The organism is Streptomyces sp. NPDC027672, from assembly GCF_055566335.1.
Window position 1 is genome coordinate 192,970 of the sequence record NZ_JBVHSO010000001.1, and the last position, 16,147, is coordinate 209,116.

The following is a 16,147-nucleotide window of genomic DNA, read 5'->3' on the forward strand; positions in this document are numbered from 1 at the left end:
CAGTGCGGGGTGCCGTGCGGTCCGAGACGTCACGGTCTTGTGAGGATTGCGCCCGGCCCCGCCGCGTCGGGTGCGCCGGGCCGCCGGCCGCGTCCGGTTCACCCGCACAGGTGTCTCATACCCGGGGCAGCGACTCCACACCGATGCCGCCCTCGATGGCGAGGATGCGGTGCAGCCGGGTGGCCACCAGCAGTCGCTGCATCTGCGGGGGCACGCCCCGCAGCACCAGGCGCCGCCCGCAGCGGCCGGCCCGCCGGTGGGCGCCCATGATCACGCCGAGTCCGGTGGCGTCCCAGGAATCCAGTTCGGACAGGTCGAGCACCAGGTCGCCGACTCCGGTGTCGACGGCCGAGTGCAGGGCCGTACGGGCGTCCGCCGCGCTGCGGACGTCGAGGCGCCCCCCGACGACCAGCTCGGCGTGGTCGCCCCTGATGTGCATATGCGCTCCCCGTTGAGTGCGGTTGGCGTATTCGGTGACAGTTGCTGTGCAACCTCTGACTGTGCCGGTGCCGGTGTGGTTGCTGTTTGTAAGCCAACCGATACCGAATTCACCCCCGGGAGTGACGCTTCCGGGGCGTTCGTGCCGGGGCGGGCGACTCAGTAGCTGTAGAAGCCCTGCCCGCTCTTGCGGCCGATGTCACCGGCGTCCACCATCCGGCGCATCAGCTCCGGCGGGGCGAACTTCTCGTCCTGGGACTCGGTGTAGATGTTGCTCGCGGCGTGCAGCAGGATGTCGACGCCGGTCAGGTCGGCGGTGGCGAGCGGGCCCATGGCGTGGCCGAAGCCCAGCTTGCAGGCGAGGTCGATGTCCTCGGCGGTGGCGACGCCGGACTCGTAGAGCTTGGTCGCCTCCACCACGAGGGCGGAGATCAGCCGGGTGGTGACGAAGCCGGCCACGTCCCGGTTGACGACGATGCAGGTCTTGCCGACGGACTCGGCGAACTCCCGCGCGGTGGCGAGGGTTTCGTCGCTGGTCTTGTAGCCGCGGACCAGCTCGACGAGCTGCATCATCGGCACCGGCGAGAAGAAGTGCACGCCGACGACCCGCTCGGGGCGCTCGGTGGCCGCCGCGATCTTGGTGATCGGGATGGCGGAGGTGTTGGAGGCGAGCACGGCGTCCTCGCGCACCAGCTTGTCGAGGGCGCGGAAGATCTCGTGCTTGACCTCCAGCTTCTCGAAGACGGCCTCCACCACGAGGTCCGCCTCGGCGGCGGCGTCGAGGTCGGTGGTCGGGGTGATGCGCGCGAGGGCGGCCCCGGCGTCCTCGGCCGTCAGCCTGCCCTTGCCGACGAACTTGTCGTACGAGGCCTTGATGCCGTCGGTGCCGCGTCGCAGAGCCTCGTCGGTGACGTCGCGCAGGACGACCTCCCAGCCCGCCTGGGCGGCGACCTGAGCGATGCCCGATCCCATGAGACCGGCCCCGATGACGGCGAGCTTCCGTGCCACTCCGACTCCCTCGAACGCGGTGATAAGTCTGCCTCTCCGGCGGACCATAGCGCTCCGGCGCCGCTGTGTGACCGGTAAGTAACGCGCGTCACGTCTCATTTGACGGACATCACACCGGCAGGGGTCATTCGGCGCCTCGGACGGCGTAGTTGAGCACCTTTTCGCTCAACAGGTCCTCGATGTCGTCCAGCAGGACGAGTACCTCTCGTGACACTTCGGCCGGTTTGCGCCCGGCGAGCATCCCGCGTCCGACGGCGGCGGAGACCGCCTGGTGGACCCAGCAGATCTGACCGGCCATGAGATCGGGCAATGGGTCACCGGCGGCGGCGCCGGCCTCCTCGCGCAGGGCCGCCACCAGGGCGTCCTGGGTCTCCTGCTGGAGGCTCCACAGCCGCGAGCGCAGCGCCGGTGCCTCGTGGATCACGCGCAGGAAGCGGTCGTAGCCGTCCATGAGACCGACCCGCGGCGAGACGGCCTCGACCTCGCCGCGCAGCTCGCGCAGGACGGCCCGCGCGGCGGACTCCCCGGCATCCCGCCCCCGCACCCACCGGGCCAGCCGGTCCGTCGTACCGGCCGAGCGGTCGAAGAAGAGGTCCTCCTTGGCGGGGAAGTAGTTGTAGACCGTGTTGACCGAGACGTCCGCCGCCTCGGCGATCTCCGCGACGGTCACCGCCTCGAACCCGCGCTCCAGGAACAGTCCCGTGGCGACGTCCGAGATGTACTGCCGGGTCTGCCGCTTCTTCCGCTCCCTGAGCCCTTCCGCCATGGCCTCATCCTAACTTCCCTGGATGGCCTGAAACTTTGGGGCCGTTGCAAAATTTCAGCGGCTCTGTTTTTCTGAGGGCATGGCAGCAGTCATCAGCACGGCGGGCCTGACCCGCGCTTTCCGGACGAAGACCGGCACCGTCGAGGCCGTGCGCGGCGTCGATCTCGCCGTCCAGGGGGGCGAGATCCTCGGCTTCCTCGGCCCCAACGGTGCCGGCAAGACCACCACCCTGCGCATGCTCACCACCCTGCTGAGGCCGACCGGCGGTGCGGGCACCGTCGCCGGTCACGACCTCGTGGGCGACCCCGGCGGGGTCCGCCGGGCGATCGGCTACGTCGCCCAGTCCGGCGGCACCGATCCGCAGATCACCGTGCGGGAGGAACTGGTGACCCAGGGCCGGCTCCACCGCCTGCCGAAGGCCGAGGCGGTCGCCCGCGCCGCCGCACTGGCCGAGGAGCTGGACCTCACCGGGTTCCTGGACCACACGACCGGCGCGCTCTCGGGCGGCCGGCGACGCCGGCTGGACATCGCGATGGCGCTCGTCCACCGCCCGAAGGTGCTGTTCCTGGACGAGCCGACGACCGGTCTCGACCCCGGCAGCCGCGCCGGCCTGTGGGACCTGGTGCGGCGGCTGCGCGACGAGCACGGCACGACCGTCTTCCTGACCACCCACTACCTGGACGAGGCCGACGCCCTCGCCGACCGCCTGGTGATCGTCGACGGGGGAACGGTCACCGCCGAGGGCACCCCGGCCGCGCTCAAGTCGCGCTACGGCGGCTCGCCCGGCGCCACCCTCCAGGACACCTTCCTCGCCGTCACGGGCCGCCGTCCGGCTCCGGCCGACGGCGCCCCGGTCGCCGTCTGACACCGACAGGACCCGCCCCGATGCTTCTCCACGACACGGCCCTCGTCTACGGCCGTTACCTCCGCCAGTCGCTGCGCTCCCGCTTCGCGCTGCTCTTCGGCGTGCTCACCCCGCTGCTCTACCTGTTCTTCTTCGGCCCGCTGCTCACCGGTCTGCCGCTGGGCGGGCAGGGCAGCTCCTGGCAGGTGCTGGTCCCCGGACTGCTGCTCCAGCTCGGCCTGTTCAGCGCCCTGTTCGCCGGGTTCACCGTCATCGTCGAGAAGCAGCAGGGCGTGCTGGAGCGGATGCGGGCGACCCCGGTCAGCCGGCTCGCCCTGCTGCTCGGCCGGGTGCTGCGGGACGCCAGTGTCGTCGTCTTCCAGGCGGTGTTGCTGGTGCTGGCCGCGCTGGTGATGGGCCTGCGCGCGCCGCTGGCCGGCGTCCTGATCGGCTTCGCGTTCGTCGCCCTGCTGACCCTCTCGCTGGCCTCGGTGTCGTACGCGCTCGGGGTCAGGGCGCGCGGTCCGCAGGAGTTCGGACCGCTGATCAACATGGTGTCGATGCCGTCGATGCTGCTGTCCGGTCTGATGCTGCCGATGGCTCTGGCGCCCGCCTGGCTGGACGTGCTGTCACATCTCGTGCCGTTGCGCTATCTGGTGGACGCGGTCCGGGACGCGTACGCCGGACGGTACGTGACGGCGCACATGCTCTACGGCGTCCTGGTCGCCGTGGGCCTCACGGTGCCGGCCCTGGCGGGGGGCACGCGGGTGTTCCGGACGGCCGGGGCGTAACTAGGCTGGCCGCATGGTCAATCTGACGCGTATCTACACCCGGACCGGCGACCAGGGCACCACCAGCCTCGGTGACATGAGCCGGGTGCCCAAGACCGACCTCAGGATCTCCGCCTACGCGGACGCCAACGAGGCCAACGCGGTGCTCGGCACCGCGATCGCGCTGGGCGGCCTGGCCGAGGAGGTCGTCCAGGTCCTCACCCGCGTCCAGAACGACCTGTTCGACGTGGGCGCGGACCTGTCGACGCCGGTCGTGGAGAACCCCCGGTTCCCGCCGCTCAGGGTGGAGCAGTTCTACATCGACCGGCTGGAGGCGGACTGCGACCGCTTCAACGAGCGGCTGGAGAAGCTGCGCTCCTTCATTCTGCCCGGCGGCACCCCGGGCGCCGCCCTCCTGCACCAGGCGTGCACGGTCGTACGCCGGGCCGAGCGCTCCACCTGGGCGGCGCTGGAGGCGCACGGCGAGACGATGAACCCGCTCACCGCGACCTACCTCAACCGCCTCTCCGACCTGCTGTTCATCCTGGCCCGCACGGCCAACACGGAGACCGGCGACGTGCTCTGGGTGCCGGGCGGCGAGCGCTAGCGTCCGGCCGGCGGTTCCCCTGGCCGCCTGGAGGCCGGGGGGAATCGCCCGGCAGGCCCCGGGGTCAGTCGCCCGTGCGGCCGTCGATCAGTTCGCGCAGGATGTCGAGGTGGCCGTTGTGCCGGGCCGTCTCCTCGATGAGGTGGAGCAGGATCCAGCGCAGGTCGCGCGGCTCGCCGTCGTCCCGCTGGCGCCGCGCCTTGGTGTCCAGGCCGTGCGCGGCGATCAGCTCGTCGTGCCGGGCGCTCTGCTCGGCGTACTCGTCGAGCAGCACGGACAGCGGGTAGTCGACGGCGATCCGCATCTCGCGGTCGGGGTCCTCGTCGGTCCAGGGGCCCTCGTCCTCCTCGCCGAGGAAGACCACCCGGAACCAGTAGTACTCGACCCAGCGCAGGTGGTTGATCAGCCCGCTCAGGGTCATCAGCGGCGAGCCGGGCAGCAGCGCCTTGCGGGCGTCGTCGTCGGAGAGGTCCTCGCACTTGGCGCGCGCGGTGGCGCGGACGTACGCGAGGAAGGTGGTCAGCTGGGTGCGCTCGTCCCAGGCGGGAGGTGTGTCGGTGCGTGTCATCGCCGGGATCGTCTCGCGGCGTCCGCCTCCGGGTCGACCGGTTTTCCGGCGTCCCGGGCCGGGGGCTCCCGCTTGGGGAACAGCGTGTAGCTCACGGCGATCAGCAGGTTGACGCCGATCACCCACAGCATGCGCTGCTGCCACGCCCGCAGGGGACCGGTGCCGCCGTCGTCGCCGACGTACCAGACGGCGCCCTGGAGCAGGGCCAGCGCCACGGCCGCGGACAGGATCCAGCGGCCCGCGGTCCGCCACTCGTGCACGGCGCGGGCGGTGCCGTACTTCGGCGGCCGGACCGGCGGCGGGCCGCCGGCGAGACGGTGGGCCGCCCGGGCGTCGGCCCAGCGGACGGTGGCGGGGCCGAGGCCGGCCGTGAAGCCGAGGTAGACCGCTGCCAGGCCGTGCCGCCAGTCGGGTGCGGCGCCGTTCTTCAGGTCGAGTGCCGTGACGGCCAACAGCACGACCTCCAGGAGCGGTTCGCACAGCAGCAGGACCAGACCGGTGCGCGGCATCCGCAGCGCGTACCGGAAGGCCAGCCCGGCCGCCAGCAGCACCCAGAACGCCACCTCACAGGCGATGACCAGTCCGACGACCACGACTTGCTCCCCTCGTCCACCCCTCAAGGCTCCCGGCCGGGCCGGCCGGCCGCGTCGTCGGCGCAGAGGAGACCGCCGTAAACGAAAGTCGCACTCCCGCACCCTTCTCCGGGACCAGGCGGGGCGCCGCGCCGCCGTGTTGGATGGAGGGCATGGCCCGCACGCTCGCCCGTCCGCACCGCGACGACCTGTGGATCGCCGCCGGCGGACTGCTCGGCGGGGTGCTGCTGTGGGCGCTCGGCATCCGGACCCGCGCGGCCTCGGACAGCCTGGTGCTGTGGCACGCGGCCTGGGCGCCGCTGCTCCCGCTGGCGCTGACCGCCGCCTGCGAGCCGCTGCGCCGCATCCGGCCGCGCACCGCTCTGCTGGCCGGCACCGCCGCGCTGGTGTGGGACACGGTGACCGCCGGCAGCGTGGTCACGGTCGTGCTGTACACCGATCTGATGTACGCGGCCGTCCTGTACGGCACCCCGGCCTCGGCCCGCCGCATCCCGTGGATCACCGGGATGCTGACGGTGGTCGGCGGGGTGGTGCCCGCGGCGCTCTGGCGCGATCCGCAGGGGCTGCTGATCGGGCTGGGCATCGCGGTGGTGGCGCTGGCCCCGGCCGCCACCGGCTCCCTGGTGCGCGGCCACCGGGACGCCGCCGAGGCGGCCCGGCTGCGGGCCGGGCAGACCGCGCTGCTGGCCGAGATGGACCGCGTCCAGGCGGTGACCGCCGAACGCTCGCGGGTGGCGCGGGAACTGCACGACATGGTCGCCAACCATCTGTCGGCCATCGCCATCCACTCCACGGCGGCGCTCTCCCTGGACGACCCGGGGACCAGCCGGGACGCGCTGGCCGTCATCCGGGAGAACAGCGTGGCGGGACTGGACGAGATGCGCCGGCTGATCGGCCTCCTGCGGGACGGCTCCGGGGACCGGGAACCGGCCGCGTCACCCACGCTGGACGGCCTCGGCGCCCTGGTCGACGCCGCCCGGGCCAACGGCCTGGACGTCACCCTCGACGCCGGCCACGGACAGGTGCCGGTGCCGGTGGAGCTGGCCGCCTACCGGATCGTGCAGGAGTCGCTGACCAACGCGCTGAAGCACGCGGCCGGGCCCCGGGTGCACATCGGGCTGCGGCAGCGGGACGGCGTCCTGGACATCCGGGTGACCAGCCCGTACCGGCCGGGAGACACCCCGCGCGCGCCCGGCTCCGGCTCCGGTCTCACCGGGATGCGCGAGCGGGCGGCCCTGCTCGGCGGCACGTTCGAGGCCGGTCCCCGGGGCGCCCGGTGGACCGTACGGGCCGCGCTTCCGCTCACCGAAGGAGATGCCGAGTGATCCGTGTCGTGGTCGCCGAGGACCAGTCCGCCGTGCGCGCCGGGCTGGTGCTGATCCTGGGCAGCGCGCCCGACATCGAGGTGGCCGGGGAGGCGGCGGACGGGGAGCGGGCCGTCGCGCTGGCCCGGGAGCTGCGGCCCGACGTGGTGCTGATGGATGTGCAGATGCCGGTGCTGGACGGGGTGTCCGCGACCCGGCGGATCGTGGCCGACGGGCTCGCGGACGTGCTGGTGCTGACCACGTTCGACCTCGACGCGTACGTCTTCGGAGCGCTGCGGGCCGGGGCGGCCGGGTTCCTGCTGAAGAGCGCCGAGGCCCGGGATCTGCTGGACGCGGTGCGGACGGTGGCCCGCGGGGAGGGGATCGTGGCGCCGGCCGTGACCCGGCGGCTGATCGCCGAGTTCGCCGCGGGGGCGGCCCGGGCGGCGGCCGTCCCGGAGCTGCCGGCGGACCTGACCCGGCGGGAGCGTGAGGTGCTGGGCTGTCTCGGCGAGGGGCTGTCGAACGCGGAGATCGGCGGCCGGCTGGACATGGCGGAGGGAACGGTGAAGACGCACGTCAGCCGGTTGCTGGCCAAGCTGGGGCTGCGCAGCCGGGTGCAAGCGGCGGTGCTGGCGCGTGACATGGGGCTGTAGCGGGACCCGCTCCCAGAATGGTCCAGACCTATTGACCTGTGGTCCAGACCTTTCTACTCTCGCAGCACCATGGGGCGTGAAGGCTCAGTCACGCTCCGGACACCCCCGATGACGAGGGAGGCGCAGCATGCGCTTCAGACACAGAGCCGCGGCCGCGTTCGCGACCCTGTTGCTCCCCCTGGCCGGTGCGGTAGGTCTCGCGCAGCCCGCCCAGGCCGCGGGCAACGCCACCGCCACCTTCACCAAGACCAGTGACTGGGGCACCGGCTTCGGCGGCCAGTGGACCATCAAGAACACCGGCTCCAGCAGCATCAGTTCCTGGGCCGTCGAATGGGACTTCCCCTCCGGGACCTCCGTCACCTCCGCCTGGGACGCGGACGTGACCAACTCCGGCACCCACTGGACGGCGAAGAACAAGTCCTACAACGGCACCATCGCCCCCGGCGCCTCGTTCTCCTTCGGCTTCAACGGCTCCGGACCCGGCTCGCCGTCGAACTGCAAGCTGAACGGCGACAGCTGCGACGGCGCGACGGTCCCGGGCGACGCCGCCCCGTCGGCCCCCGGCACCCCGACCGCCTCCTCCGTCACCGACACCTCGGTGAAGCTGGCCTGGAGCGCGGCCACCGACGACAAGGGCGTCAAGAACTACGACGTCCTGCGCGACGGCAAGAAGGTCGCCACGGTCACCACCACGTCGTACTCCGACAGCGGGCTGACCGCCGGCACCGACTACTCCTACACCGTGCAGGCCCGCGACACCGCCGACCAGACCGGTCCGGTCAGTGGCGCGGTCAAGGTGCACACCACCGGCGGCGGCACCACTCCCCCGCCCACCGGTGACAAGGTGAAGCTGGGCTACTTCACCGAGTGGGGCATCTACGGCCGCAACTACAACGTCAAGAACCTGGTGACGTCCGGCTCCGCGGCCAAGATCACCCACATCAACTACGCGTTCGGCAACGTCACCGGCGGCAAGTGCACGATCGGTGACTCCTACGCCGACTACGACAAGGCGTTCACCGCCGACCAGTCGGTCAGCGGCGTCGCCGACACCTGGGACCAGCCGCTGCGCGGCAACTTCAACCAGCTACGCCAGCTCAAGGCCAAGTACCCGCACATCAAGGTGCTGTGGTCCTTCGGCGGCTGGACCTGGTCCGGCGGCTTCGGTGACGCGGCCAAGAACCCGGCGGCCTTCGCGCAGTCCTGCTACGACCTGGTCGAGGACCCGCGCTGGGCCGACGTCTTCGACGGCATCGACATCGACTGGGAGTACCCGAACGCCTGCGGTCTGACCTGTGACACCAGCGGTCCGGCCGCCTACAAGAACCTGATGGCCGCGCTGCGCGCCAAGTTCGGTTCCAACAACCTCATCACCGCCGCCACCACGGCCGACGCCACCACCGGCGGCAAGATCGACGCCGCCGACTACGCGGGCGCCGCGCAGTACCTCGACTGGTACAACGTGATGACGTACGACTTCTTCGGTGCCTGGGACGCGAAGGGCCCGACCGCCCCGCACTCCCCGCTGACCTCGTACAGCGGCATCCCGAAGGAGGGCTTCACCACCGCCGACGCGATGGCGAAGTTCAAGGCGATCGGCGTTCCCGCCAAGAAGCTGCTCATCGGCATCGGCTTCTACGGCCGCGGCTGGACCGGCGTCACCCAGGACGCTCCCGGCGGCACCGCCACCGGAGCCGCGCCCGGCACCTACGAGGCGGGCATCGAGGACTACAAGGTCCTGAAGACGTCCTGCCCGGTCACCGGCACCATCGCCGGCACCGCCTACGCCAAGTGCGGCAGCAACTGGTGGTCCTACGACACCCCGGCCACCATCAAGACCAAGATGGCCTGGGCCAACAGCCAGGGCCTCGGCGGCGCGTTCTTCTGGGACTTCACCGGCGACACCGCCAACGGTGAGCTCGTGAGCGCTATCAGCGACAACCTGTAGGAACAGCCGGACCACACGGACGCGCTCCCCCGGACACCGAGTCCGGGGGAGCGCGTGCGTGTAGCGGTGACCGCGGCTATGCCACGTTCACCCGCTGGCCGGGCGGGGCAGCCTCCAGCCAGGCGAGGAAGCCGGTCAGCGCGTCCTCGCTCATCGCGAGTTCGAGGTGCGTGCCCCGGTGCACACAGGCCAGCACCACCGAGTCGGACAGCAGCGCCAGCTCCTCCTCGCCCTCGGGCAGCCGGCGCCCGGCCACCTCGATCTGCGCCCGCTCCAGGACGCGGCGGGGGCGGACGGCGTAGGAGAAGACCCGGTACCACTCGATGCGGTCGCCGTTGTAGCGGGCGACGCCGTACGACCAGCCCTTGCCGCCGGTGTCGGGTTTCTCCGGCAGGTCCCAGCGCAGCGAACAGTCGAAGGTGCCGCCGGAGCGCTGGATGAGCCGGCGCCGCAGGCCGAACAGGAACAGCCCCACCAGCACGAGCGCGACCACGATTCCGCACACAGTCAGAGCGAGGACCATCGACACCGACCTCCTCGTCTCCTAGGTAGGCGAACTGCTTGTATGCCTGAGTAATGAAACGGAAAAAACACCCACATCTGCTTCAGCCGCGACCGGCACCGGATTGCTCCGGGCCGGCCGCGGCTGAGTGACGTCAACGTACCGCGCGGCTGGTTCAGCGTGCCGTCGCAGCACGCAGTCGGACGTCCGCGCGGCGCTCGGCGGCGGCGTCGCCCTCCGCCTTCGCCCGCTCCAGCTCCCGCTCCGTGCGCTGGACGTCGATCTCGTCCGACAGCTCGGCGATCTCGGCCAGCAGGGACAGCTTGTTGTCCGCGAACGAGAGGAAACCGCCGTGCACCGCGGCGACGACCGTTCCCCCTTCACTCGTACGGATGGTCACCGGGCCCGACTCCAGCACACCGAGCAGCGGCTGGTGACCGGGCATGACGCCGATGTCGCCGGACGTGGTGCGCGCGACGACCAGGGTGGCCTCGCCGGACCAGACCTGGCGGTCCGCGGCGACCAGCTCGACGTGCAGCTCAGCAGCCAAGGGTGGCTCCTCGGGTCACCACCCGGCAGGGGCGCCGGGTGTTGGGGTCAATTCTAGTGGGCGTGGATGAGGGGGCGGGACGCGCCCGCCCCCTCAGACGAGCACGGGGCTCAGGAGACGCCCAGCTCCTTGGCGTTCTTCTTGAGGTCGTCGAGACCACCGCACATGAAGAAGGCCTGCTCGGGGAAGTGGTCGTACTCGCCGTCGCAGATCGCGTTGAACGCGGCGATCGACTCGTCGAGCGGCACGTCCGAGCCGTCCACGCCGGTGAACTGCTTGGCGACGTGGGTGTTCTGGGACAGGAAGCGCTCCACCCGGCGGGCGCGGTGGACGACCAGCTTGTCCTCCTCGCCCAGCTCGTCGATGCCGAGGATCGCGATGATGTCCTGGAGGTCCTTGTACTTCTGCAGGATCGTCTTCACGCGCATGGCCGCGTTGTAGTGGTCCGCCGTGATGTAGCGCGGGTCCAGGATGCGGGACGTGGAGTCCAGCGGGTCCACGGCCGGGTAGATGCCCTTCTCCGAGATCGGACGGGAGAGCACCGTCGTCGCGTCGAGGTGGGCGAAGGTGGTGGCCGGGGCCGGGTCGGTCAGGTCGTCCGCGGGGACGTAGATCGCCTGCATCGAGGTGATCGAGTGACCGCGGGTCGAGGTGATGCGCTCCTGGAGGAGACCCATCTCGTCGGCCAGGTTCGGCTGGTAACCCACCGCGGACGGCATGCGGCCGAGCAGCGTGGAGACCTCGGAGCCGGCCTGCGTGAAGCGGAAGATGTTGTCGATGAAGAACAGCACGTCCTGCTTCTGGACGTCACGGAAGTACTCGGCCATGGTCAGGCCGGCCAGCGCGACGCGCAGACGGGTGCCCGGGGGCTCGTCCATCTGACCGAAGACCAGGGCGGTCTTGTCGATGACGCCCGAGTCGGTCATCTCCTCGATGAGGTCGTTGCCCTCACGGGTGCGCTCACCGACACCGGCGAACACGGAGACACCGTCGTGGTTGTTGGCGACACGGTAGATCATCTCCTGGATGAGCACCGTCTTGCCGACGCCGGCACCGCCGAACAGGCCGATCTTGCCGCCCTTGACGTACGGGGTGAGCAGGTCGATGACCTTGACGCCCGTCTCGAACATCTCGGTCTTCGACTCGAGCTCGTCGAAGTTCGGGGCCTTGCGGTGGATCGGCCAGCGCTCGCCGTCGTAGGTCTCGTCGACGTTCAGGACCTCGCCGAGGGTGTTGAACACCTTGCCCTTGGTGAAGTCGCCGACCGGCACCGAGATCGGCGCGCCGGTGTCGACGACCGCGGCCTGGCGGACCAGACCGTCGGTCGGCTGCATGGAGATGGTGCGGACCAGGCCGTCACCCAGGTGCTGGGCGACCTCCAGGGTCAGCGTCTTCTTCTCGCCGGCGTTGGCCGGGTCGGCCACCTCGACGTGCAGCGCCTGGTAGATGTCCGGCATCGCGTCGACGGGGAACTCCACGTCGACGACCGGGCCGATGACCCGGGCGACGCGGCCCGTAGCCGCCGCGGTCTCAACAGTGGTGGTCATTATCGGTCACTCCCCGCGGTCGCGTCGGCCAGAGCGCTGGCGCCACCGACGATCTCGCTGATTTCCTGGGTGATTTCGGCCTGGCGGGCCGCGTTGGCAAGGCGGGAGAGCGTGTTGATCAGCTCGCCCGCGTTGTCGGTGGCCGACTTCATCGCGCGCCGCGTGGCGGCGTGCTTCGAAGCGGCCGACTGGAGCAGCGCGTTGTAGATACGGCTTTCCACGTACCGCGGCAGCAGGGCGTCGAGGACGTCCTCCGCCGAGGGCTCGAAGTCGTACAGCGGGAGGATCTCGCCCTGCGGGGCGGTCTCCTCCGCGACCTCGTCGAGGCGCAGCGGAAGCAGCCGGGCGCCGAGCGCCGTCTGCGTCATCATCGAGACGAACTCGGTGTAGACGAAGTGGAGTTCGTCCACGCCGCCCTCGGCCGTGTCCTTCTGGATGGCCTCGATCAGCGGCGCCGCCACCTTCTTGGCGTCCGCGTACGTCGGCTCGTCGGTGAAGCCGGTCCACGACTCCGCGACCTTGCGCTCACGGAAGTTGTAGTGCGCGACACCACGCCGGCCGACGATGTACGTGTCGACCTGCTTGCCCTCGCGCTCCAGGCGCTCGGTCAGCTGCTCCGCCGCCTTGATGGCGTTGGAGTTGAAGGCGCCGGCCAGACCGCGGTCGCTCGTGAGGAGCAGGACCGCGGCACGGGCCGGGTTCTCGGCCTCCGTGGTGAGCGGGTGCCTGGTGTTCGAACCCGTACCGACCGCCGTGACCGCGCGCGTCAGCTCGGTCGCGTACGGCGTGGAGGCCGCCACCTTGCGCTGCGCCTTGACGACGCGCGAGGCGGCGATCATCTCCATCGCCTTGGTGATCTTCTTGGTCGCGCTGACGGATCGGATGCGACGCTTGTAGACCCGGAGCTGGGCTCCCATGAGTCAGGTCCCTTCCTTACGTCACTTGGCGGCAGCGGCAGGAGTGTCCTCGCCGAGCAGCTTGCCGTCCGAGGTCTCGAACTGCTTCTTGAAGTCCGCGATCGCGTCGGCGATGGCCGTGAGGGTGTCGTCGGACATCTTGCCGCCCTCGCGGATGGAGGTCATGAGGCCCTGCTCCTTGCGGTGCAGGTGCTCCAGCAGCTCCTTCTCGAAGCGGCGGATGTCGGCGACCGGCACCTCGTCCATCTTGCCGGTGGTGCCGGCCCAGACGGAAACGACCTGGTCCTCGGTGGACATCGGCTGGTACTGGTCCTGCTTCAGCAGCTCGACCATGCGCTGACCGCGCTCCAGCTGGGCCTTCGAGGCCGCGTCCAGGTCGGAACCGAAGGCGGCGAACGCCTCCAGCTCACGGAACTGGGCGAGGTCGACACGGAGGCGGCCGGAGACCTGCTTCATCGCCTTGTGCTGCGCGGAACCACCGACTCGGGAGACGGAGATACCGACGTTCAGCGCGGGACGCTGACCGGCGTTGAACAGGTCCGACTCCAGGAAGCACTGGCCGTCGGTGATGGAGATGACGTTGGTCGGGATGAACGCCGAGACGTCGTTGGCCTTGGTCTCCACGATCGGCAGACCGGTCATGGAACCCGCGCCCTCCTCGTCGGACAGCTTGGCGCAGCGCTCCAGCAGCCGGGAGTGCAGGTAGAAGACGTCACCCGGGTAGGCCTCACGGCCCGGCGGGCGGCGCAGCAGCAGCGACACGGCGCGGTAGGCGTCGGCCTGCTTCGACAGGTCGTCGAAGATGATCAGGACGTGCTTGCCCTGGTACATCCAGTGCTGGCCGATGGCCGAACCGGTGTACGGCGCCAGGTACTTGAAGCCGGCCGGGTCGGACGCCGGGGCGGCGACGATGGTCGTGTACTCCAGCGCGCCGTTCTCCTCCAGCGCGCGGCGCACGCCGGCGATGGTGGAGCCCTTCTGGCCGATGGCGACGTAGATGCAGCGGACCTGCTTCTTCGGGTCGCCCGAGCGCCAGTTGTCGCGCTGGTTGATGATCGTGTCGACGGCCAGGGCGGTCTTGCCGGTCTGGCGGTCACCGATGATCAGCTGACGCTGGCCACGGCCGATCGGGGTCATCGCGTCGACGGCCTTGTAGCCCGTCTCCATCGGCTCGTGCACCGACTTGCGCTGCATGACCGTGGGGGCCTGCAGCTCGAGGGCGCGGCGGCTGTCGGTGTCGATCTCGCCGAGGCCGTCGATCGGGTTGCCGAGCGGGTCGACGACACGGCCGAGGTAGCCCTCGCCGACCGCGACGGAGAGGATCTCACCGGTCCGCGTGACCGGCTGTCCCTCCTCGATGCCGCTGAACTCGCCCAGCACGACCGCGCCGATCTCGCGCTCTTCCAGGTTCAGCGCGAGACCGAGGGAGCCGTCTTCGAACTTCAGCAGCTCGTTCGCCATGGCCGAGGGCAGACCCTCGATCTTGGCGATACCGTCGCCGGCGACGGTGACCGTACCGACCTCCTCGCGCGAGGCCGCGTCCGGCTTGTACGACTGGACGAAGTTCTCCAGCGCGTCCCGGATCTCCTCCGGCCGGATCGTGAGCTCCGCCATCTGGGTTCCCTGCTCTCCTTGTTGGGCCCGAAGTTTCACTTTGGGGGGATGGGGACTCCCCCCAACAGGAGGTGAATCCTCTGCACGGCCCAACCAGGGCCGTAAGTACGTACTGCTTTTTCGAAATATCCGAGGTGCTGCTCTAGCTCGCCATGCGACGGGCGGCCTCGTCCAGCCGGTCCGCGATCGAGCCGTTGATGACCTCGTCACCGACCTGCACCCGGATCCCGCCGACGACCTCAGGGTCGACGTCGAGGTTCAGGTGCATCCGACGGCCGTAGAGCTTGGTCAGGGCGGCGCCGAGGCGCTCCTTCTGCCCGTCGCTCAGCGGCACCGCCGAGGTGACGACGGCGACCATGCGGTTGCGGCGCTCCGCGGCCAGCCGGGACAGGGACTCCAGTCCCGCTTCCAGGCTACGTCCGCGCGGCGCGGTCACCAGACGCGTCACCAGACGCTCGGTGGCCGGCTTGGCCCGCCCGCCCAGCAGCCGGTGCAGCAGCTCGGACTTGGCCGAGGTGCCGGCGGCGCGGTCGGTGAGCGCGGCGCGCAGACCGGTGCTGGAGGAGACGATCCGGCCGAACCGGAACAGCTCGTCCTCGACGTCGTCGAGGGTGCCGGTCTGCTCCGCGGCCGTGAGGTCGGCGATGTCCGCCAGCTCCTCCAACGCGTCCACCAGGTCACGCGGCTGCGACCAGCGGGACCGGGCCAGCCCGGACACCAGGTCGACGGTCGCGCCGCCGACCTGGCCGCCGATCAGACGCAGGACCAGCTGGGCCTTCGCCTCCGCGGGCTGCGCCGGGTCGGTGAGGGCCCGGCGCAGTCCGGCCTCGCGGTCGAGCAGCGCGGTGACGGCCGCCAGCTCGTCGGCGAGCTGCGCGGCGGCCACGGACGTGGAGTCCGTCAGCGCGTCGAGACGCTCCCGTGCGGCTGCCAGGGCCTCGCGGCTCGCTCCGTTCATCGCGTGGCCTCGGCCTTCTCCTCAAGCTGGTCGAGGAAGCGGTCGATCACACGGCTCTGGCGGGCGTGGTCCTCGAGGGACTCGCCGACCAGCTTGCCGGCCAGGTCGGTGGCGAGCCGGCCGACGTCCTGGCGCAGCGCGGACGCTGCGGCCTTGCGGTCGGCCTCGATCTGGGCGTGACCGGCGGCGACGATCTCCTCGCGCTGCCGCTGGCCCTCGGCCCGCATCTCGGCGATGAGCGCGGCACCCTGCTCCTGCGCCTCCTGGCGCAGGCGCGCGGCCTCGTGCCGGGCCTCGGCGAGCTGGGCCTTGTACTGCTCAAGGACGCTCTGGGCCTCGGTCTGCGCGGCCTCGGCCTTTTCGATACCGCCCTCGATGGCTTCGCGGCGCTCTTCCAGAACCTTGTTGATGTTCGGGAGGAGCTTCTTGGCGAGGAAGCCGAAGACGATGACGAAGGCGATCAGGCCGATGACGAGCTCTGGGATCGGCGGGATGAGGGGGTTCTCGGCCTCCTCAGCCGCCAGCTGAACCAGGGGGCTCATATCAGTGCCTTTCGT

Annotated in this window: 18 protein-coding genes; 6 read left to right on the top strand and 12 right to left on the bottom strand. The window is 70.7% G+C overall.

The features are described from left to right. Positions 1-115 precede the first annotated feature (115 nt). The 3 genes from ACZ4SV_RS00805 to ACZ4SV_RS00815 form a co-directional block, all read right to left on the bottom strand. Positions 116-439 carry an STAS domain-containing protein gene (locus tag ACZ4SV_RS00805; protein ID WP_014675024.1) on the bottom strand — a complete coding sequence of 108 codons (324 nt, stop codon included), beginning with the start codon at positions 437-439 and terminating at the stop codon, positions 116-118. Between the two features lie 158 nt (positions 440-597). After that, positions 598-1,446 carry a 3-hydroxyacyl-CoA dehydrogenase family protein gene (locus ACZ4SV_RS00810; protein ID WP_365872111.1) on the bottom strand — a complete coding sequence of 283 codons (849 nt, stop codon included), beginning with the start codon at positions 1,444-1,446 and terminating at the stop codon, positions 598-600. Positions 1,447-1,570: 124 nt separating this feature from the next. After that, entirely contained in the window at positions 1,571-2,212 is a 642-nt protein-coding gene (locus ACZ4SV_RS00815; protein WP_468000424.1) for a TetR/AcrR family transcriptional regulator, read from the bottom strand. A 79-nt stretch (positions 2,213-2,291) separates the two neighbouring features. Between ACZ4SV_RS00815 and ACZ4SV_RS00820 the strand changes: the two genes are divergently transcribed. Genes ACZ4SV_RS00820 through ACZ4SV_RS00830 form a run of 3 tightly spaced genes read left to right on the top strand, consistent with a single transcriptional unit; the run spans position 2,292 to position 4,433 of the window. Continuing rightward, positions 2,292-3,077: an ABC transporter ATP-binding protein gene (locus ACZ4SV_RS00820; protein ID WP_468000426.1), complete on the top strand. Its 786-nt coding sequence runs from the start codon at positions 2,292-2,294 to the stop codon at positions 3,075-3,077. Between the two features lie 20 nt (positions 3,078-3,097). Further along, entirely contained in the window at positions 3,098-3,847 is a 750-nt protein-coding gene (locus tag ACZ4SV_RS00825) for an ABC transporter permease (RefSeq protein WP_468000428.1), read from the top strand. Between the two features lie 13 nt (positions 3,848-3,860). Continuing rightward, positions 3,861-4,433 carry a cob(I)yrinic acid a,c-diamide adenosyltransferase gene (locus ACZ4SV_RS00830; RefSeq protein WP_468000430.1) on the top strand — a complete coding sequence of 191 codons (573 nt, stop codon included), beginning with the start codon at positions 3,861-3,863 and terminating at the stop codon, positions 4,431-4,433. Between the two features lie 64 nt (positions 4,434-4,497). Here ACZ4SV_RS00830 and ACZ4SV_RS00835 read toward each other — a convergent pair whose 3' ends face one another. Further along, positions 4,498-5,001, bottom strand: a complete 504-nt coding sequence (locus ACZ4SV_RS00835; RefSeq protein ID WP_468000432.1) for a DinB family protein — start codon at positions 4,999-5,001, stop codon at positions 4,498-4,500. Continuing rightward, positions 4,998-5,594, bottom strand: coding sequence for a hypothetical protein (locus ACZ4SV_RS00840; RefSeq protein ID WP_468000434.1), 597 nt, complete (start codon positions 5,592-5,594; stop codon positions 4,998-5,000). Before ACZ4SV_RS00840 ends, ACZ4SV_RS00835 begins: the two co-directional genes overlap by 4 nt. Positions 5,595-5,746: 152 nt before the next feature. Between ACZ4SV_RS00840 and ACZ4SV_RS00845 the strand changes: the two genes are divergently transcribed. From ACZ4SV_RS00845 to ACZ4SV_RS00855, 3 genes are all read left to right on the top strand, one after another. Beyond that, positions 5,747-6,919: a sensor histidine kinase gene (locus tag ACZ4SV_RS00845; RefSeq protein ID WP_468000436.1), complete on the top strand. Its 1,173-nt coding sequence runs from the start codon at positions 5,747-5,749 to the stop codon at positions 6,917-6,919. Beyond that, the gene (locus tag ACZ4SV_RS00850) at positions 6,916-7,554 is read left to right on the top strand and encodes a response regulator transcription factor (protein WP_365872095.1); all 639 of its coding nucleotides are present in this window, start codon (positions 6,916-6,918) and stop codon (positions 7,552-7,554) included. Before ACZ4SV_RS00845 ends, ACZ4SV_RS00850 begins: the two co-directional genes overlap by 4 nt. A gap of 127 nt (positions 7,555-7,681) precedes the next feature. Then, on the top strand, positions 7,682-9,502 hold the full coding sequence (locus ACZ4SV_RS00855) for a glycosyl hydrolase family 18 protein (protein ID WP_468000439.1): 1,821 nt from the start codon (positions 7,682-7,684) through the stop codon (positions 9,500-9,502). Positions 9,503-9,578: 76 nt separating this feature from the next. Here ACZ4SV_RS00855 and ACZ4SV_RS00860 read toward each other — a convergent pair whose 3' ends face one another. From ACZ4SV_RS00860 to ACZ4SV_RS00890, 7 genes are all read right to left on the bottom strand, one after another. Then, on the bottom strand, positions 9,579-10,025 hold the full coding sequence (locus ACZ4SV_RS00860; RefSeq protein WP_365872091.1) for a DUF2550 domain-containing protein: 447 nt from the start codon (positions 10,023-10,025) through the stop codon (positions 9,579-9,581). A gap of 154 nt (positions 10,026-10,179) precedes the next feature. After that, the gene (locus ACZ4SV_RS00865) at positions 10,180-10,554 is read right to left on the bottom strand and encodes a F0F1 ATP synthase subunit epsilon (RefSeq protein WP_365872090.1); all 375 of its coding nucleotides are present in this window, start codon (positions 10,552-10,554) and stop codon (positions 10,180-10,182) included. Between the two features lie 110 nt (positions 10,555-10,664). Further along, positions 10,665-12,101, bottom strand: a complete 1,437-nt coding sequence (gene atpD / locus ACZ4SV_RS00870) for a F0F1 ATP synthase subunit beta (protein ID WP_365872088.1) — start codon at positions 12,099-12,101, stop codon at positions 10,665-10,667. Beyond that, positions 12,101-13,018 (bottom strand): F0F1 ATP synthase subunit gamma, encoded by a 918-nt coding sequence (locus ACZ4SV_RS00875; RefSeq protein WP_365872086.1) that lies wholly within the window; start codon positions 13,016-13,018, stop codon positions 12,101-12,103. Before ACZ4SV_RS00875 ends, atpD begins: the two co-directional genes overlap by 1 nt. 21 nt (positions 13,019-13,039) lie before the next feature. Beyond that, on the bottom strand, positions 13,040-14,632 hold the full coding sequence (gene atpA / locus ACZ4SV_RS00880) for a F0F1 ATP synthase subunit alpha (protein WP_365872084.1): 1,593 nt from the start codon (positions 14,630-14,632) through the stop codon (positions 13,040-13,042). 142 nt (positions 14,633-14,774) lie between these two features. Next, complete coding sequence (locus tag ACZ4SV_RS00885) at positions 14,775-15,590, bottom strand: F0F1 ATP synthase subunit delta (protein ID WP_365872082.1); 816 nt, start codon at positions 15,588-15,590, stop codon at positions 14,775-14,777. Beyond that, the gene (locus ACZ4SV_RS00890; protein WP_365872080.1) at positions 15,587-16,132 is read right to left on the bottom strand and encodes a F0F1 ATP synthase subunit B; all 546 of its coding nucleotides are present in this window, start codon (positions 16,130-16,132) and stop codon (positions 15,587-15,589) included. The genes ACZ4SV_RS00885 and ACZ4SV_RS00890 overlap by 4 nt, the downstream gene beginning before the upstream one ends. Positions 16,133-16,147 lie beyond the last annotated feature (15 nt).